Annotated in this window: 19 protein-coding genes; 4 read left to right on the top strand and 15 right to left on the bottom strand. The window is 41.6% G+C overall.

All coding sequences use genetic code 11. The features are described 5' to 3' along the window. Positions 1 to 65 precede the first annotated feature (65 nt). Positions 66 to 863: an Rpn family recombination-promoting nuclease/putative transposase gene (locus PL11201_RS12440; RefSeq protein WP_079679071.1), complete on the bottom strand. Its 798-nt coding sequence runs from the start codon at positions 861 to 863 to the stop codon at positions 66 to 68. 100 nt (positions 864 to 963) lie between these two features. Between PL11201_RS12440 and PL11201_RS12435 the strand changes: the two genes are divergently transcribed. After that, complete coding sequence (locus PL11201_RS12435) at positions 964 to 1,521, top strand: glutathione S-transferase family protein (protein WP_079679070.1); 558 nt, start codon at positions 964 to 966, stop codon at positions 1,519 to 1,521. Between the two features lie 118 nt (positions 1,522 to 1,639). Here PL11201_RS12435 and PL11201_RS12430 read toward each other — a convergent pair whose 3' ends face one another. From PL11201_RS12430 to PL11201_RS12400, 7 genes are all read right to left on the bottom strand, one after another. Continuing rightward, entirely contained in the window at positions 1,640 to 1,777 is a 138-nt protein-coding gene (locus PL11201_RS12430) for a photosystem II reaction center protein K (protein WP_079679068.1), read from the bottom strand. A gap of 208 nt (positions 1,778 to 1,985) precedes the next feature. Further along, positions 1,986 to 2,993: an alpha-E domain-containing protein gene (locus PL11201_RS12425; protein ID WP_079679067.1), complete on the bottom strand. Its 1,008-nt coding sequence runs from the start codon at positions 2,991 to 2,993 to the stop codon at positions 1,986 to 1,988. 258 nt (positions 2,994 to 3,251) lie between these two features. Then, positions 3,252 to 4,685: a circularly permuted type 2 ATP-grasp protein gene (locus tag PL11201_RS12420; protein ID WP_079679065.1), complete on the bottom strand. Its 1,434-nt coding sequence runs from the start codon at positions 4,683 to 4,685 to the stop codon at positions 3,252 to 3,254. Between the two features lie 271 nt (positions 4,686 to 4,956). Beyond that, the gene (locus PL11201_RS12415) at positions 4,957 to 5,730 is read right to left on the bottom strand and encodes an exosortase-dependent surface protein XDP2 (RefSeq protein ID WP_079679064.1); all 774 of its coding nucleotides are present in this window, start codon (positions 5,728 to 5,730) and stop codon (positions 4,957 to 4,959) included. Positions 5,731 to 6,218: 488 nt separating this feature from the next. Further along, complete coding sequence (locus PL11201_RS12410) at positions 6,219 to 6,992, bottom strand: exosortase-dependent surface protein XDP2 (protein WP_079679062.1); 774 nt, start codon at positions 6,990 to 6,992, stop codon at positions 6,219 to 6,221. Between the two features lie 488 nt (positions 6,993 to 7,480). Further along, positions 7,481 to 8,254 (bottom strand): exosortase-dependent surface protein XDP2, encoded by a 774-nt coding sequence (locus PL11201_RS12405; protein WP_079679061.1) that lies wholly within the window; start codon positions 8,252 to 8,254, stop codon positions 7,481 to 7,483. A 443-nt stretch (positions 8,255 to 8,697) separates the two neighbouring features. Beyond that, positions 8,698 to 8,907, bottom strand: a complete 210-nt coding sequence (locus PL11201_RS12400) for an Hfq-related RNA-binding protein (protein ID WP_079679059.1) — start codon at positions 8,905 to 8,907, stop codon at positions 8,698 to 8,700. Positions 8,908 to 9,029: 122 nt separating this feature from the next. Between PL11201_RS12400 and dapF the strand changes: the two genes are divergently transcribed. Together dapF and PL11201_RS12390 are read left to right on the top strand one after the other, a co-directional pair. Continuing rightward, the gene (dapF, locus tag PL11201_RS12395; RefSeq protein WP_079679057.1) at positions 9,030 to 9,878 is read left to right on the top strand and encodes a diaminopimelate epimerase; all 849 of its coding nucleotides are present in this window, start codon (positions 9,030 to 9,032) and stop codon (positions 9,876 to 9,878) included. Positions 9,879 to 9,921: 43 nt separating this feature from the next. Continuing rightward, on the top strand, positions 9,922 to 11,088 hold the full coding sequence (locus PL11201_RS12390) for a hypothetical protein (RefSeq protein WP_079679056.1): 1,167 nt from the start codon (positions 9,922 to 9,924) through the stop codon (positions 11,086 to 11,088). 145 nt (positions 11,089 to 11,233) lie between these two features. On the opposite strand, the gene PL11201_RS27525 is transcribed toward PL11201_RS12390, so the two are convergent. After that, entirely contained in the window at positions 11,234 to 11,317 is an 84-nt protein-coding gene (locus PL11201_RS27525) for a hypothetical protein (RefSeq protein ID WP_144017763.1), read from the bottom strand. On the opposite strand from PL11201_RS27525, the gene PL11201_RS12385 reads away from it, so the two are divergent. Beyond that, on the top strand, positions 11,288 to 11,689 hold the full coding sequence (locus PL11201_RS12385) for a DUF4915 domain-containing protein (RefSeq protein ID WP_234996675.1): 402 nt from the start codon (positions 11,288 to 11,290) through the stop codon (positions 11,687 to 11,689). The genes PL11201_RS27525 and PL11201_RS12385 overlap by 30 nt on opposite strands. A 76-nt stretch (positions 11,690 to 11,765) precedes the next feature. Here the strand turns inward: PL11201_RS12385 and PL11201_RS12380 are convergent, their stop codons facing one another. The 6 genes from PL11201_RS12380 to PL11201_RS12355 form a co-directional block, all read right to left on the bottom strand. Then, complete coding sequence (locus PL11201_RS12380; RefSeq protein WP_079679054.1) at positions 11,766 to 12,257, bottom strand: YajQ family cyclic di-GMP-binding protein; 492 nt, start codon at positions 12,255 to 12,257, stop codon at positions 11,766 to 11,768. A 95-nt stretch (positions 12,258 to 12,352) separates the two neighbouring features. Next, positions 12,353 to 12,856, bottom strand: coding sequence for a DNA recombination-mediator protein A (locus PL11201_RS12375; RefSeq protein WP_079679052.1), 504 nt, complete (start codon positions 12,854 to 12,856; stop codon positions 12,353 to 12,355). A 330-nt stretch (positions 12,857 to 13,186) separates the two neighbouring features. Continuing rightward, positions 13,187 to 14,950: a sensor histidine kinase gene (locus PL11201_RS12370; protein WP_079679051.1), complete on the bottom strand. Its 1,764-nt coding sequence runs from the start codon at positions 14,948 to 14,950 to the stop codon at positions 13,187 to 13,189. A 76-nt stretch (positions 14,951 to 15,026) separates the two neighbouring features. Beyond that, positions 15,027 to 16,199 carry an RNA-guided endonuclease InsQ/TnpB family protein gene (locus tag PL11201_RS12365; protein ID WP_079679049.1) on the bottom strand — a complete coding sequence of 391 codons (1,173 nt, stop codon included), beginning with the start codon at positions 16,197 to 16,199 and terminating at the stop codon, positions 15,027 to 15,029. 223 nt (positions 16,200 to 16,422) lie between these two features. Further along, positions 16,423 to 16,650, bottom strand: a complete 228-nt coding sequence (locus PL11201_RS12360; protein WP_026788050.1) for a type II toxin-antitoxin system CcdA family antitoxin — start codon at positions 16,648 to 16,650, stop codon at positions 16,423 to 16,425. 344 nt (positions 16,651 to 16,994) lie between these two features. After that, the gene (locus PL11201_RS12355) at positions 16,995 to 18,809 is read right to left on the bottom strand and encodes a transglycosylase domain-containing protein (RefSeq protein WP_144017762.1); all 1,815 of its coding nucleotides are present in this window, start codon (positions 18,807 to 18,809) and stop codon (positions 16,995 to 16,997) included. Positions 18,810 to 19,096: the final 287 nt, after the last annotated feature.

Raw genomic sequence — 19,096 nt, 5'->3', positions numbered from 1 at the left:
ATTTTCATGGGGGCAAAATCCCTTAATGTTAGCTTGATTTTCAAGAAATTGCCTCCCATTTTTGTTTAATTATTTTGATTGTCCTGTTCTTGGGTTTGTTGTAACTCTTGAATTTGAGGAACAGTTAATTGTGTTGTTTCAGCAATTTGTTCTAAACCCATGCCCATTTTGAGTAATAGAATTGCCACTTGTTTTAAGGCGTCCGCGCGACCCTCAACACGACCCTGTTCTTTCCCTTGTCGTAAAATTTCTTGATACATGGTAGATTCTTGCATAATATCACTCCTGATAATCCGTTGAATGACTTCTGGTTCTAACACTAATCCGGCGAGAATTGCAGATGCAGCCATTAAATTACTTTGAACTCGCCGATCTGCAATTTGTTGAGTTATTTGGGAGATTTGAGTTAAGACCAGGGCGGGATCATTAGTCTGGCTTAATACCGCAAAAGGTAATAACCCAGGGATTCTCAAAAACTCCTCTGTGGGTTGTTCCCAAAGACGAATGACCTCAAATTCATGGGAGGTTTTTTCTAATCTAAAGGTATTTTGTTGAACTAAAGGGGATTTTGTTGGCTGTAAATAAATCACCACCTGACGCATTGACTTTTGCGGAAACCGTCGATATACCCTCACTCGATAATCTAACATCCGAAAGGGCATCATTACATCCGGTTGAGTTTGGAATTCCGTATGCAATACCAACTCATCAGATTGGAGTAAAATTAAGGAATCTGCGCGAATCGGTTCTAAGGATAACTCCGTTGGGCTCAGTTGTGCTAACTGAATCGGAAAACCTAATAACCAACTGGCTAAATCCTCGGAAAAATTCTCCGCTAGAAATTTGCAGATATTATCGAACACGTTTCTTTTTACTGGGTCTGGATATTAATTCTGTTTTATCTTTCTACTTTTATGATAAACTTTTTTAGAAAGTTCTCATCTTAAAAAAGGATAAAGATTCATGTTAAAACTGTATGGTGGTGCTCGCAGTCGGGCTTCAATTGTTCAATGGTATTTAGAAGAAATTGGGGTTCCCTACGAGTTTATTTTATTAGATATGGCGGCGGGAGAACACCTACAACCTGAATTTTTATCGATTAATCCGATTGGTAAAGTTCCGGCTATTGTGGAAGATGATTTTCAACTGTGGGAGTCGGGCGCAATTTTATTATATTTAGCCGAAAAACATGGTAAATTGCCCAATTCTGTTGAAGAAAGAGCCACAGTTACACAATGGGTATTATTTGGAAATGCTACCTTGGGAACGGGGATTTTTATAGAAGCGAATCGGGAAAAAGAAACCCCTCGTTTACTCAATCCTTTAAATAAAATTTTGAGTCAACAACCCTTTTTAATGGGTGATGAATTGAACGTGGCTGATATTGCTGTAGGTTCGATTTTGGCTTATATTCCCCTGATGTTGCAGTTGGATTTGAGCCCCTATCCGGCGGTTTTAGACTATATTCAACGCTTAAACGAAAGACCCGCTTTCCAAAAAACAATTGGGGGAAAAAAATAATATTAACGGGAACAGGCTATCAGCGTGAAGTTAAAAACATGGGGAGGTTAAACCCTAGATCGGGTTGAGAAAACCCCACAGGTTTCTAACTGGACGCTGATAGCTTAAACTTGTTTTCTTATTTGAATCCCACGGAGGCTTGCCAAACGAAAGCCAACAGCAGGAAAAATACGGGGATCACGGGCAGAATGTCAACAACCGGGCTAAAAATAGAGTAAGCTTCGGGTAACTTTGCTAACAGCAGTATTGCTTCCATGAATTAATATACCTCGGGGAAAAATTATGTGGGCGAATTTTTACACATTTTACCACGCCCGGTCATGGCAACTCACGAATTTTAAAAGTTGTCGCTCAGGCCTAATTTTGGCGATCGCCACGGTCAATTTCAGATCGGATCGGCCCGGAATGGCGGTGGCTATTGAAACCGAGGGTTTGAAAGTCTTGAGGGTTGCACCCGAGCCAAATCACCGAAGGGGATGGATCACCGAACTCCCTTGAGTCTGAGTCTGGACAAAGGGACTAACCACCGGTTTCAGGGCAAAAAAATCTTCATAAATTTGCTCACCAACATGATTCATCCGATTTTGTAAATCATCTAAAAATTCATGAATTCCCCTTTGCATAATTTCTTCAATAGTCAGATAATCGAGTTCAGAACGTAGCCGTCCTAACTCCCGTTCGGCAGGGTTTTGCCAGGTTCCGGGGCTGGTTCCGGTAATACATTGAAGCGATCGCTCCGCCTGTAATAAACAATATTCAATTGAACGGGGAAACTCCCGATCTAAGATTAAAAATTCCACCACCCGAGAGGGGGTAATTCGGTGTTGTTTGCGTTTCCGATACATTTCATAAGCACTGGCAGATTTTAACAAGGCAATCCACTGAATTTCATCAATTGTTGTTCCCACATCCTGTACTGAAGGTAACAGAATATAATACTTGACGTCTAAAATTCGAGAGGTTTTATCCGCCCGTTCTAATAATCTCCCCATATTGCCAAAATGCCACCCTTCATTATGGGACATCGTAGCATCCATCACCCCCGCAAACAGGTGTCCGCGCATTTTCACTTGATAGAAGAAATCCGCGAGTTGATAGGAACTATCTCCTAAAGCCGCATCTCTCACCATCATATAAAATTCATTCACCTGTTCCCACATTTCCGAGGAAATAATTTCTCGAACTGAACGAGCATTTTCCCGGGCGGCTCGCAGACAAGATAAAATAGAACTGGGATAATTACTATCAAAGGTCAAAAATCGAATCACATTTTCTGCCGTCGCTTCTCCATAGCGTTCTTTAAAGATTTCTAAGTCTCCTGTCGTAACAACAATTGGTTTCCACTGTTGTTGAACACCGGAGGGAGAATCTAATAATAAATTTTGATTAACGTCAATAAAACGCGCAATATTTTCCGCCCGTTCTACATAACGATTTAACCAATAAATAGAATCTGCAACACGACTTAACATATTAAAAATTGTTAACGGTTTACCGTTGAATATGATGAACCCGCCCCAAAAAAATCCGTGAAATCCGTGAAATCCGATCACAGATTTAAGAGGATTACGCAGATTAACACAGATTATATCAGTCGCGCCTGGGGTGTTAGGACATAGACTGATGCTAAAACCGTGCGCCGTACACCCATCTTTTCCTGCGGTGTTCCCTGTTCCCTGCTATAACACAGATTAAAATCCGTGAAATCCTCTTAAATCCGTGATCCAGATTTATTCACATAAAACCCAAGTATCCTTACTCCCGCCTCCTTGTGAAGAATTAACCACTAATGACCCTTTTTTCATCGCCACTCGGGTTAATCCCCCCGGATGAACATAGATATCTTCACCATATAAAATATAGGGTCTTAAATCAACGTGACACCCCTCAAAAGTATCTCCGAGTAAGGTGGGAACTCGGGATAAAGATAATGTCGGTTGTGCAATATAATTTCGGGGATTCGCCTTAATTTTTTCAGCAAATTCTTGACGTTCTATTTCGGTAGATTGGGTTCCGACTAACATCCCATATCCCCCCGCTTCATTGGCGGCTTTAACGACTAATTTATCGAGATTATTTAGCACATATTCCAGTTGTTTAGGTTCCCAACATAAATAGGTGGGAACATTGGATAAAATTTGTTCTTCTCCTAAATAATATTGAGTCATTTGGGGAACATAAGCATAAATCACTTTATCATCTGCAATTCCAGTTCCCAAGGCATTCGCCAGAGCAACTCGACCATTGCGATAGACTTCCGTTAACCCAGGAACTCCTAACATTGATTCGGGATTGAAAACTAATGGATCAATAAAAGTATCATCAATTCTGCGATAAATCACATCCACCCGTTTTAATCCCTTAGTGGTGCGCATTTGCACATAGCCATCACTCACCACTAAATCCCGTCCTTCGACCAATTCTACCCCCATTTGTTGGGCTAAAAAGGAATGTTCAAAGTAAGCAGAATTGTACATCCCCGGAGTTAAAACCACTACCGTCGGATTACTAATATGATCCCCGACTAAATTAAGCAAGGTATCTAATAAATGACTGGGGTATTCATCAACGGGTTGAATCCCTAATTTTGCAAAAAGTTGGGGAAATGTGCTTTTCATCACCCGGCGATTTTCCAAAACATAGGAAACCCCCGATGGACAGCGCAAATTATCTTCGAGAACGTACCATTTTCCCCCTTGATCTCTAACTAAATCTGTCCCTGTAATATGACACCAAATTCCTTGAGGTGGCTTTAACCCCATACAAGGTTTAAGAAATCCTTTAGAAGATAAAATTAATTCTTCGGGAATAATTCCATCTTTAACAATTTTTTGCTCCCCATAAATATCATCAATAAATAGATTTAATACATGAATACGTTGCTTTAATCCTCGTTCTAAATGAGCCCATTCTGAAGCAGAAACAATTCTAGGAATTAAGTCAAAAGGTAATATTCTTTCCGTGCCTTGACTATCATTATAAACGTTAAAAGTTGCTCCCAATTTCATCATTGCTGTTTTAGCCGCTTCCTGTCGAATTTCTAAATCTCCTGGGGATAAAGAATTAATTCGATCAATTAATTGGGCTGCGTAGGGACGAGGTTGTCCTTTCGCCACAAACAGTTCATCGTAGAATTCACCTGGATCGTAAGATTGAAATCGCACAGCCTTTTGCCCCTATTTTTTTTAAGGTAATTGAGATATAAGATTTTTAGAGAACGGTTAACTGTAACTTTTGATACTAATTTATCAGCCTTCATTTTAACTCACCGTCGCAAAGACTTCACCGTCGGGTTTTCTGGATGAGTATGAGTCAAATACCATGAGTCGTGCGACCGCTATACCCATAAAATTAAACCGCCCCATCATGTTTTCATTTCCTGGGGCGGCGGTTGATTTAGAGATGTCTAATATTAACTAATTCAAAAGATAGGTCTTATTGAGCTTTTTTGCGACGAGACATAGCTAAAGCAGCACCCACTAAACCTAATCCCAAAACAGTCGTGGGTTCAGGAACGGCCGTATTTAGACCCACCACTTTAAAATCAGGGCCAACATAACTAGATTTGCTGATTAACCGTAGACCACCAAAAGATTTGGCATCGGTCACTCCTAAATCAAACAAACTGACTCCTAAAGAACCTACTATTTGAGCTTCATCGATTTCTGTGGTATCGAGGCTATAACCCGCTCCCTGCCATTCTGATGAATATAGTTTAATGGAGTCTCCACCAATCAAAGCACCACTTTTATCAAAGGCCTGAACTCTGAGTTGACTGTTCTTGCCCCGTTCAAAAAACAGGAAATTATCCACAGGTTTACCAAAGAACAAGTCTAGGGTAAACTCGCCACTGTCTTCGGTATCAATAATATTGCTGAGGTTTAAATTGCCCAGAGAGGCTGCTAAATTACTTGCCGTTGGATTTTCTGCCTTAACCCCAGAAGCATTATCCCCTCTATCGCTACTGGCTGCGCCTGTATTGTCACCTGTCCAGAGATCGTTTTGGATGATGTTAACATCTTTGACCAGGGAGAAATTGCTGTAGGTTTTATTCTCAATTTTAACTGAATTTAACCAGATGTCACTTTTCCACTGACTTGTATCCGATGTGGTGTAGTTGGTTGTGAAGGTAAACGCTTGGGCCGAGGTCGCGCAAATCCCGGTTAAAGCTAGGGTTGAGATTAAGGTTGTGAGGAATGTGGTTTTCATTGGAACTCCTGTGTGTGAATATCCTACTGGTCACTTTGACCCCGAACTCGTGACTCTGTTTTCCTGAGTGTCTCTTTAGCAAGGGACATCTTAGCAACCAGAGTTATTACATACAAGTCGTTGATAACACAATAACAATATGGGTAGGATACGTCATCGGTATTGATCAAAATTTCTAAAAGTTTTACAGAACTTTTATACAGATCAGCTTTTATTTAAAGAATTGATGAAATCCCTATAAAAAAATAGGGTTGGTCTCTTATATGTATATTATATGGAATTCGGGTTGATTTAGGGGAGTTGGAGTGAATAGCTAAATAGTCCTGTTCTGATATTCCTTCCCATAATCTACCGACCGCCCCATCCACAAGGAGATAGGGTTTTCTCGGCAAATTTTATAAAATCTAACCCGCCCCATCCTACTTTTGTTTCCTGGGGCGGTAGTTAATTAAAGATGTCTAATGTTGGTTTTCTTCAATGGATATGCCTTATTGAGCTTTTTTGCGACGAGACATAGCTAAAGCAGCACCGACTAAACCTAATCCCAAAACCGTCGTGGGTTCAGGAACGGCCACATTTAGACCCACCACTTTAAAATCAGGGCCCACATAACTAGATTTGCTGATTAACCGTAGACCACCAAAAGATTTGGCATCGGTCACTCCTAAATCAAACAAACTGACTCCTAAAGAACCTACTATTTGAGATCCATCGATTTCTGTGGTATCAAGGCGATAACCCGCTCCCTGCCATTCTGATGAATATAGTTTAATGGAGTCTCCACCAATCAACTTACCACTTTTATCAAAGGCCTGAACTCTGAGTTGACTGTTCTTGCCCCGTTCAAAAAACAGGAAATTATCCACAGGTTTACCAAAGAACAAGTCTAGGGTAAACTTGCCACTGTCTTCGGTATCAATAATATTACTGAGGTTTAAATTGCCCAGAGAGGCTGCTAAATTACTTGCCGTTGGATTTTCTGCCTTAACCCCTGAAGCATTATCTCCTCTATCGCTACTGGCTGCGCCTGTATTGCCACCTGTCCAGGTATCGTTTTGGACAATATTAACACCTTTGACCAGGGAGAAATTGCTGTAGGTTTTATTCTCAATTTTAACTGAATTTAACCAGATGTCGCTTTTCCACTGAGTTGTATCCGATGTGGTGTAGTTGGTTGTGAAGGTAAACGCTTGGGCCGAGGTCGCGCAAATCCCGGTTAAAGCTAGGGTTGAGATTAAGGTTGTGAGGAATGTGGTTTTCATTGGAACTCCTGTGTGTGAATATCCTACTGGTCACTTTGACCCCGAACTCGTGACTCTGTTTTCCTGAGTGTCTCTTTAGCAAGGGACATCTTAGCAACCAGAGTTATTACATACAAGTCGTTGATAACACAATAACAATATGGGTAGGATACGTCATCGGTATTGATCAAAATTTCTAAAAGTTTTACAGAACTTTTATACAGATCAGCTTTTATTTAAAGAATTGATGAAATCCCTATAAAAAAATAGGGTTGGTCTCTTATATGTATATTATATGGAATTCGGGTTGATTTAGGGGAGTTGGAGTGAATAGCTAAATAGTCCTGTTCTGATATTCCTTCCCATAATCTACCGACCGCCCCATCCACAAGGAGATAGGGTTTTCTCGGCAAATTTTATAAAATCTAACCCGCCCCATCCTACTTTTGTTTCCTGGGGCGGTAGTTAATTAAAGATGTCTAATGTTGGTTTTCTTCAATGGATATGCCTTATTGAGCTTTTTTGCGACGAGACATAGCTAAAGCAGCACCGACTAAACCTAATCCCAAAACCGTCGTGGGTTCAGGAACGGCCACATTTAGACCCACCACTTTAAAATCAGGGCCCACATAACTAGATTTGCTGATTAACCGTAGACCACCAAAAGATTTGGCATCGGTCACTCCTAAATCAAACAAACTGACTCCTAAAGAACCTACTATTTGAGCTTCATCGATTTCTGTGGTATCGAGGCTATAACCCGCTCCCTGCCATTCTGATGAATATAGTTTAATGGAGTCTCCACCAATCAAAGCACCACTTTTATCAAAGGCCTGAACTCTGAGTTGACTGTTCTTGCCCCGTTCAAAAAACAGGAAATTATCCACAGGTTTACCAAAGAACAAGTCTAGGGTAAACTTGCCACTGTCTTCGGTATCAATAATATTACTGAGGTTTAAATTGCCCAGAGAGGCTGCTAAATTACTTGCCGTTGGATTTTCTGCCTTAACCCCTGAAGCATTATCTCCTCTATCGCTACTGGCTGCGCCTGTATTGCCACCTGTCCAGGTATCGTTTTGGACAATATTAACACCTTTGACCAGGGAGAAATTGCTGTAGGTTTTATTCTCAATTTTAACTGAATTTAACCAGATGTCGCTTTTCCACTGAGTTGTATCCGATGTGGTGTAGTTGGTTGTGAAGGTAAACGCTTGGGCCGAGGTCGCGCAAATCCCGGTTAAAGCTAGGGTTGAGATTAAGGTTGTGAAGAATGTAGTTTTCATTGGAACTCCTGTGTGTGAATATCCTACTGGTTACTGTGACCCTGAACTCGTAACTCTGTTTCCCTGTCTGTCTCCTTAGAGTGGGACATCTCAGCAACCAGAGTGATTACATACAAGCTGTTAATAACTACAATAGCAAACTTTATTGGTTTGTCACGCCTCTTTATAAAAAATCCTGGAAGTTTTACAGAACCTTTATAGAGATCAGTCTTTATTTAAAGCATTGACCCAATTCCCTATAGAGAGAGGGATAAACCTATATATAAATTATAGGAAATCTGGGCAGAGTTGGGGAATGATGTTGTTAATATTATCGAGTTTGAATCTCCGTAAGATCACGGGGTTTTGAAAATTACGCCACAATTTAGCACCGGGGCATCTCCAATCAGGAAGGAGGATTGGCTAAAACCGTCGTTGTATAACGGTTATGCTGAACAGGTCTCCTATTTGGGACGGATAAAAGCAATCGAATGTCGCCAAACCAATATTTGTAGGTTGTTTGGGTCTTGTAAACAAATACAGTTGGGATCTTGCCAGATAATCGTTCCTACGAGAAGATCATTCGTTAGCAGTTTAACTTCCACTAAGTTTTTATCCTTGGTATACCCTTGAACTTTGCGAATACTGGGTAAATCGGTATTAAATTCAGACATAATAGAGTTGTTTTTAATTCAACATTAAAACGATAATAGATAAGGTGTGAGGGATTTTCAACTTTTTGATTCACTCTCGCCCAAACGCCCAAATCACCCTAACGATAAAAGTGGAGGAATTCATGACCATTGCATTTACGAAATATCACGGTTTAGGGAATGATTTCATTCTGATTGATAATCGTCATCAGTCAGAACCCCTAATCACCCCAGAACAGGCCATAGAAATGTGCGATCGCAATTTTGGCATTGGTGCTGACGGCGTGATATTCGCGAACGGAGGAACCTCCAACACTGACTATACCATGCGAATTTTCAACTCCGATGGTTCGGAACCTCAGATGTGTGGAAACGGAATTCGCTGTCTGGCTAAATTTATCGCTGAACTGGAAAACCGCGATCAAATTACATCCCCCGTAAGCTACAAAATCCATACCTTAGCGGGTGTGATTACTCCGGTATTACAAGCCAACGGCCAAGTTAAAGTGGATATGGGAGTTCCGCGACTTTTAGCCCAGGAAATTCCTACCACCCTCGCCGCCACCGATGAGAAAGTGGTTGATGTTCCCCTATTGGTGGCCGGACAATCTTGGAATGTCACCTGTGTGAGTATGGGAAACCCCCATTGTATTACCTTTGTAGAGGATGTTGAGGAAATTAAACTCGCAGAAATCGGCCCCTTATTTGAGCATCATGCCGTTTTCCCTGAACGCACCAATACGGAATTTATTCAAGTGATTAACCGCAATTATCTCAAAATGCGGGTATGGGAACGGGGTGCTGGTGCAACTCTAGCCTGTGGAACTGGAGCTTGTGCTTCTGTTGTTGCCGGAATTTTAACGGGAAATTGCGATTTTGTTGTTACAGTGGAACTACCCGGAGGTTGTCTGGAGATTGAATGGTCGAATCAAGATCAACATTTGTATATGACCGGGCCAGCAGAACGGGTGTTTACGGGAAATTATCAATAACCATTAGAAATCACCGAATCTAGGAATTAAACAGGTAAATAATATGGGTGGAGGGATTTATCTCATTCAGGATGATGATCGGCTAGTTGAAATGATGGAACAGCCCTACGATTCTGAAGACCAAATACAGGAATTATTAGAGACTTATCCCAATCTTTTAGCCGGGGATGGAATGGAGCAAGTACATACGCGCCATGGTACGTCTGCACGACGGTGGTTATTAATTTCCCGGGACGTAACCCTTCCAGCTGAGGAAGATAATGGGAGTCGCTGGTCAATCGATCATTTATTTTTGGATCAAAATTCTATTCCTACACTGGTCACAGTTAAACGCAGCCGCAATGTGGAAACTCGACAAAAAATGATTGGTCAGATGTTAGATAATGCGGCAAATTTAGGATTATATTGGCCGATGGAATCAATTATTTCTCAATTTGAAGCCAATTGTCGAGATCAAGGTCGAGATCCTGAACAAGTGTTTGAAGAATTTCTGGGCTCGGATCTGAGTGAAGATGGATTTTGGCAAAAAGTTAAAACTAATCTGCAAGCGGGAAAACTGCGTTTAGTCTTTGTTGCAGATGATATTAATAGTTCCTTAAGACGGGTGGTAGAATTTCTGAATAAACAAACGGATTTAGTCGAGGTTTTGGCTTTAGAAATTAAACAATATGTCAGTCAAGATGGCTTAAAAACCTTAGTTCCTCGGTTAATTGGTCAGACGGCGGAAGCCCAACAAAAAAAATCTAGTGCGACGGGAGAACGCCGTCGTTGGGATGAAGTTTCCTTTTTTGAAGAACTCCAACTGCGTCGGGGAGAGGATGAAACACAAATAGCTCAAGAAATCCATAACTGGGTAAAACTTCAGGAACCAGAGGTTATTATACAGTGGGGAACGGGAGATGTTTATGGTGGGTTTACGGCTTTATTACAACAGAAAGAAAAAGGTCGAAAACAGTTAAAGTTATTTACCGTTGATATTTCAGGACGTTTAGAAATTTCTTCTAATAAATATGGTTCTCAACCTCCTTTTGACCAACGGGAAAAATGGTTAGAACTCCGAAATAAATTGAGTGCGATTGGTTTATCTCTCCCTTTAGAACCTACGGAATATCGAGAGCCAACATTACAGTTATCTAATTTAGAAGATCAAACCGTATTACAACAAGTCCTAAAAACCTTTGATTGGGTGATTTCGATTATTAAAGCCTGAAGGAGTAAACCCACCAAGGCCAAAAATTATCGAGAGTTAGAGAGACGCGCCGTGGCACGTCTCTACATTAATGACTGTTATCCGAAAACAAAATTGAATATTTTGTAGCCTAGAGTCCTTCTAGCAAGGCTTGTGGGCAAAAAAATTAAGTGCGTGACAGCTTATCATTGCCCTCATTTCCATCTACAAGGTCATTGGCTTGACCGCCATAGAGAGTGTCATTATCTATTCGGGGCGGGGAGAATTAGGATATGTGGATTTAGACACAGGGAAATTTGAAGCGATCGCCTTTTGTCCAGGCTATTTACGAGGACTAGCATTTTGGCAAAATTGGGCCATAGTCGGACTTTCCAAACCCAGAGGAAATGACAAAACATTTGGAGGTTTAGAATTAGATGAATTACTCACCAAAAAAGATGCCGAACCGCGTTGTGGTATGATGGTAATTGATCTTAATACTGGGGCAATTGTTCACTGGTTGCGTTTAGAAGGAATAGTCACAGAACTCTATGATGTGCAGATAATTCCCGAAGCACAAAAACCAACGGCTTTAGGTTTTCAAACCGAAGAAATTGCCCAATTAATTACTTTGGAATTGTAACCAATGATGGGGGCGAATATCCGCAGATAAATGCGGATGAGTGTTGATTTTGATTTAAGGGAGAGTGGCTTTTGTGTTACCTATAGTTTGTAAACTGCAATGCAGCCGGATAATCTTCTTCTTTCAGACGTTGAATTACTAATTGTAAGTCATCCTTAGATTTAGCTGAAATCCTAACCGAATCTCCCTGAATAGAGGCTTGTAATTTTTTAAATTCATCCTTAATCAATTTAGTGATTTGTTTTGATACTTCTTGAGTTAAACCCTTTCTGAGTTTAATTTCCTGTCTAACTCGATTCCCACTCGCAGATTCCACTTTTCCATAATCAAAAATCTTTAAAGAAAGATTACGTTTAGCCGATTTAGTTTGCAAAATCGTATGAATAGCATCTAGGGTAAACTCGCTATCGGTATTAACAATAATCGCCGTTTCCCCTAATTCCAAGGTAGTCTTAGTATCTTTCAAATCATAACGGCTTTTAATTTCCCGTTCGGTTTGATCAACAGCATTGACTAATTCCTGTCGGTCAAAATCACTAACAATATCAAATGAATAAGTAGAAGCCATAGTCAATTGCAATTATTTAATAAAAAATCTATCAGCGTAGAGACGTGCCAAGAGCGCGTCTGTACGAGTGACCGATTCAACATGGGTATTAACGGCTAATCCAAATAGAATAGAGTCACAATTTTGCGCTGATTTTCAGCTTCCTCGCAGGTACTTAGGAGGGTGACACTATCATGGTAGGCAAAACAGATTAACTGTTGGCACCGAGAAATAATCTCTTGGTTGCACAACCCACTGGCTTCGGCTAGGGATAAATCATCGCCCTTGGCATTTTCTACAACATGAATCACCTGTTCCAACTGCTGGCGAGATTCCCTGGGCTGACGTTTCATGCTTTGGGGCAAAATCACCGTCAACAAGTTGGGGTTAGCCCGCATTGCACCTCGAATGGCCGCCGCGTTCGTTCCCGTTGAACCCGATGTAATCAAATGATTCCCTTCTAAAACCAAGGCATAACTCATCATCTCAATCAAGTTTTGATGGGTTAGGGGAATATGGCGGGAACCCAACAAGGCAACACGCTTGGAGCCAGTTTGTTGAATGGCTGCCAATTCTTCTAAAAAGTCATCTACTTTCGGCAGATTGATAGATTGGTTCAAGGATAATTACAAAATATAATCAGGACAATCCTGTAGATTCTAGCAAATTCGGCGACAATTATTCGGGGTGCAACTAAAGTTTTTATCTAATTTGATTGACTGTGATTGTTATGAGAGCAACAACCGCCCAACCGACCTGGGGGAAACAGTTTACAACCCCTGGCACAGAATTCTCCCATACCCTGATCGATTTTGTTTGGACAAATCCCCCCGTTTAAGGGAATCTCTGGATCTGAATGGCCCGGAACTACGGAGATGGGGCTTGATAATTATAGCGCAAATGTCTATATTTGTCCATATTATCGTGGTTTAAATGCTATGATACGGGGGTTATTGATACAAAGGAACTGTAAATGTAACCGTTGATCCTAATCCTTCCCCAAGGCTATAAAACTTAATCGTTCCTCCCATGGTTTGGACTAATTTTTGGGAAATTACTAATCCTAAACCCGTTCCCCCATATTGACGAGTATAGCCCCCGTCCACCTGAGAAAAGGCTTTAAATAGTCGATCTTGTTTTTCAATCGGAACCCCAATTCCGGTATCCGCCACCCGAAATTCCACCACTCCTGGAAACTCTTGATTTTGAAATACAAAAGTTTGTTTAAGAATTCCCAAACTAATATTAATTCCCCCTTCATGGGTAAATTTAATTGCATTTCCAACTAAATTCAACATTACCTGTAGTAACCGTTGATAATTTCCATAGACAATGACTTCATCGTCATAAGCTGCTTTTTGGATGGTAAAAGTCAATCCTTTTTCTTGAATTTGCGCGCGGGTAAAATGTTCAACTTCATCTAAAAGTTCATTTACCTTAATTAAAGCTAAGTCAATCTCCATTCTCCCAGCTTCAATTTTAGCAATATCTAAAACATCATTAATCAAGTTTAGTAAGTGTAAAGCGGCTCGATGGGCTTCTTGAATAAATTCTTCTTCTTCTTCGGGATCATCCACCATCCCATCTAAAACTAACTTTAAAAACCCAATAATTCCATTTAAAGGCGTGCGTAATTCATGGGAAGTATTCGCCAGAAATTCACTTTTTAACCGAGAAAGAGCCACCGCCTCCATGCGAGCTTCTTCTAGTTCTTGATAGAGGGTAGCATGGGCAATAGCAGTTCCGACATGGGTGGCTAATTCTCGGATAAATTCCACTTCAGCCGATATCCATTGTCGAAAGCGATCGCACTGTTGCAAACTAATAATCCCATTGGGCTGATCTTGATAGGACGTGGCGATGACTAAAATAGAATAGCGTTTATAGGGGTCTTGATCCGGGGAGGTGCGTTCGACCACCACTGGTTCTAAGGTCGCTAAAGCCTGCGTCCAACCCAACTCATTGGCAATGGCTAAATCCAAACCCAACATCATAGGAAATTCTGATCGGCGATATTCAGCCACCACCTGGGTTTGTTTTAAACTCCAATTATCCTCTTTTTCAACTCGATAGGGACATAAAATACAACGACTTACCCCTAAAACCTGCCCTAAACTATTAACCGTTTGTTGCCAAATTTGCTTTAAATCTAAGGTTCGACGAATTTTTTGGGCAATTTGACTTAATAACCTTTGATAAATATGGGAACTGGGAGAAACTGCGCGACACATCGTTCCAGCAATTTGGATCAGCATTTTTTGGGGGATTTCCAAATTGGAAGGAAGGGAACGATAGGCAACAATCTCCGACATACTCAGGTCTAAATTTTCTTCGGGTTGTTCCAGAACACAGCCCATAACCAATACTCTATCTGGTTTTCCATTAGAGACTAAAACGGGAGTCATTGTCAGTTCTAATGGAATATATTGATCTTCATAAGCAAATGAATAAATAAATCTCTCAGGAATTAAACTGGTTAACACCCGGGTGATTCGCTCCTGATAGGGAGAAAGGATAACAGGTTTAAAGTATTCTCCCATAGACGATCCGACAATGGTATCCACAGGTAAAGAATAGCGATCATCTCGTTGCCAATGAAATGATAAATAATCACCCGTGGCATTTTGAATAAAAACCAAATCAGCACCCAAGTTCTGCCAGATCGGGTCAGCCGAAGTCGAACTTGCAAAATGAGAGTTCTCGTCTAAGTTCATTCGGATTAGCGACTACATAGTGAACTTGACACTCTCAGGTCTGAAGACACTGAGATTCTAACTTCAACCTAGATACTTACTCAACCAGACTTTCATCAAGCAGAGCAGAGGTTTCTAGTCCATTAGCGTTACTTCGGAGATGCCCTCTCCTAGCTTGTTGACCAAGATTCAGAATATTAATAGCGGCATTTGTATCTCTATGTAACTCACATCCACAACTACAAACATGGGTGCGCGTTGATAGAGATTTTTTTACTATTACCCCACAATTACTACATTTTTGCGAAGTGTAATGAGGTGTAACAGGAATTGCTAATTTATCAAATTTAGTCGCAAAATATTCTATCCATTGTCGAAATAAATACCAACTTGCGTCGCTAATTGATTTAGCCAAACAATGGTTTTTAACCAGATTCCTAACACTTAAATCTTCGTAGACGACTACATCGTTAGATGTGCATACGTTACGCGCTACTCTCTTTGCGTGTTCATTCCGTTGTCTACTTACTTTTAAGTGTTTTTTAGCATAAACTTTTCTCGTTTTCCGTCGCCCCGATGAACCCTTAACCTTTTTGTAAATTTGTCTCTGAGATTGCTTAATTGATTGTTCAGCTTTTCTCAAAAACTTGGGATTGGGTTCTTGATAGCCGTTAGAGTCTGTGTAAAACGACTCAATACCAACATCAAGACCAATTTCCCTTCCAGTTTTCGGTTGAATATCAGTGACATTAATATTCAGACAAAACTGTGCGTAATATCCATCGGCACGACGAATTAAACGCAGCCGTTTTATGTCTTTAACATTATAAGTTTGGATATCCCACTTCCCCAATAACTTGAGTTTGCCAATTCCGTTTTTGTCGGTAAAGGTAATCTGTCTTTTAGTTGAGTGTAGTTTCCATCCCGATGTTTTATATTCAACGGAACGACAATCTTTCTGGAATCGGGGATATCCTTTTTTGCCAGAAATTTGTTTCTTGCAGTTATCGTAAAAACGACTAATGGCAGACCATCCTCGCTCGGCGGCGGATTGGACTGCCATTGAATTTAGGTCGGCAACAAAGGGAAATTCTTTTCTGAGAGTCGTAGAATATTTATTTAAGGCAAATTTATCAATTTTTTCCTCTCTGGGTGCATCCATCCAATATCTAATCGCTTTGTTGCGAATAAATTGGGTGGTGCAAATGGCTTGATCAATCGCTTTGTATTGATCTATTTTACCTTTAATTTTGTATTCCAGAACTATCATTCGGATTTCCTTCTGTTTATTTTTCGACCCACTGATATACTAACATGAATTAATGAAATATTCACGGGGGTTTTAACCCCTTGAATCGCTTTTCCTCTCAAGTCTGAAGACACTGAGTTTTCAATCTCTCAGATGCTTCCGATAAATAGTTAATCAACTATTCACTTCTTGACTGATAACTGCTAGAGACGCGCCATGGCACGTCTCTACATTGATAACTGATTTAATCGTTCCATTCCCCTCGAGGCGGAACCGGAGGGTTTCGTTGGAGTGTCAAAGCTAGTTCATCCTCTGGACGCTCTCCTCTAAGCCATTGGCGCAGGGCTGTTTCAATCACCTTGCTAGGGTCATTGGTGAGATGTTTGATTTGATCGAGTAACTCAGAATCAATGTGAATTGAAACTTCCACTTTCTGAGTCACATTTGGCGAAGAAAATGTATTCTTTTCCATAACAAATTAGATCCTAACGTATAAAAAAAATTTCCAACAAGTAGGGAATAGTGACTAAAGCCAATTCCCAGACACTTATATAGCAGGCAATAGGGAACACCGCAACAGGCAGCGCCGTGAGCGTTAGTCGAACGACAACAGGGGGGAAAGACTTCGCCGTCAGATTTGCTGGGTCAATCTTTGTCCTAACCGTTGGGCGCGACTGCTATATCAAAAATTAAAGGAATAACTTTTCAGCCCATTCCCACAGAGCCAGACACAGGCATACTTAGCGAGTAGTGCTGCCTTCATTCTACTCTCCTCCAGGGAAAAATTATTGACCTGGGTCAAAACCCCATTCAGAATTAAGGTTTGGTATAGGCCGAAGGCGGTTTAAAAGAAGTTACCGGTTTTCCATCTAAGGCTTGTGACATAAAGTCACGCCAGATGGGAGCCACAATGGTTCCTCCGGTTGCTCCATAGGTTAGGGGAGTATAATCATCATTTCCCACCCAAACGGCCGTGGCTAAATCGGGAGTATATCCGGCAAACCAGATATCCCGTTCAGAAGAAGTGGTTCCAGTTTTTCCCGCCGCCGGACGTCCAATTTGGGCTCGGGTTGCTGTCCCCCGACTAATCACTCCTTGTAACACACTATTTAGGGATGCCACAGCCCATTGATCCAAGACTAATCGAGGTTTCGGGGTATTATCCAGTAGAATGTTGCCCTGACTATCGGTAACCTGGACAATAAACGTGGGTTCAGAGTGCCAGCCATCATTGGCAAAGGTGGCATAGGCTCCGGCCATTTCCATCGGGGTTAAATCCACCGACCCCAAAGGTAGGGAGATAACCGGTTCAATTGGACTCTTAATCCCCAGGACTCGACAAACCTCAATCACCTGATTTAGTCCCACCTCCTGACCCAGTTTGACCGCCGGAACATTTAAGGAATGTTCCAAAGCCGTGCGAATACTCACCGCCCCGGAGAAACCGCCTCCGTAGTTTTGCGGAGAATAATAGCCATAGCCATCGGGATAACTCACCGGGCTATCATAAACCGTGGAATCTGGCCCATATTTGCCAGTGGCAAAGGCTGCATAATAAACAAAGGGTTTGAAGGCAGAGCCGGGTTGACGGAGGGCTTGAATCGCCCGATTATACTGACTGGTTTTATAATCGGCCCCCCCCACCATTGCCTTGACAAAATGGGTGCGGGGGTCAATGGCTACCAGGGCAATTTGACCATTTTGTAAACTGTTATAAACCCCTTGATAGTACAAGTTCTCATGCCACTCACTGACGGTTTTCTCTGCCATCCGTTGAAAATTCATATCAATGGTGGTTTGAATCCGCATTCCGCCCTTGAGAACGGCCTCCCGACCAAAGCGTTCGGAAAGCTCCTGGACAACTGCCTCCGTCACATAGGGAAGACGGCTGCTGCTAAAGGAGGTAATTTTGCCCACCAGTAGGGTTTGTTTTTTGGCTTCGGCTTCTTCTTGGGGGGTAATCCATTGAAGTTCTCGCATCCGCTTCAAAACCGTTAACTGTCTCTGTTTGGCTTTCTTGTAATCCACAAAGGGACTATAATCCTCCGGTGCTGGAATCAGACCCGCCATCATTGCTGATTCCGCCAGGGTTAAGTCCTTCGCCGATTTATTAAAATAACTACGGGCTGCGGTTTCCACCCCATAAAGGTTATGACCCCAATAGACCTGATTTAGATACAGTTCTAAAATTTCGTCTTTTGATAAAATCTGCTCTAAACGAATCGCCATCACCGCTTCCGCGGCTTTCCGGCTCATGGTACGATTCGGGGATAAAAATAGGTTTTTCACCAACTGCATGGTCAGGGTAGAACCCCCCTCCACGGTGGAACCCCGTTCAAAGTTAGCGATAAACGCCCGTACAATCCCCGTCGGGTTAATTCCCTTGTGATAGAAGAAATTGCTATCTTCAATCGCGATTACAGCCCGTTTCAGATGGGGAGATATCTCGTTGAGGGAGACTACTTCACGATTGGCCTCATCATGGAGGCTGGCCAAAGGAACCCCCTTAATATCGTAGATATGGGTGGTTTCCGTGGGCACATAGTTCTGTAATACCCGCACATCGGGAAGGTTACGGAAACTGACCGCTAAACCGACTAACCCTCCAGCCACGACCGAACTGGTTAACATCGTAACGCCGAGCAAGGTTCCGGCCGTTACTTTGCTGACCGACTGCACAAAGTCAAACAACGTTGAAGGGTTGTTGACCCTAACATCGCGTGGGATTGCATTAGTTGATGACACGTTTAATTTACTCCCTCAATGAAAACAGGGCTACACAACATTTAGGGCTTGCAGACAGAAATATAACTTTTTTTAGCTGACAGTGATAGCATATAACATTAACATTATGCGGTTAAACCCTAAATGCACATTTTGTGCAAGTTGTGGATGGATCGGATTTGGTCTCTACGACC

Origin of the sequence: Planktothrix sp. PCC 11201, from assembly GCF_900009135.1 — a bacterium.
GTDB lineage: Bacteria > Cyanobacteriota > Cyanobacteriia > Cyanobacteriales > Microcoleaceae > Planktothrix.
The sequence above is the reverse complement of the archived record's forward strand: the minus strand, read 5'-3'. Positions and strand labels throughout refer to the sequence as shown.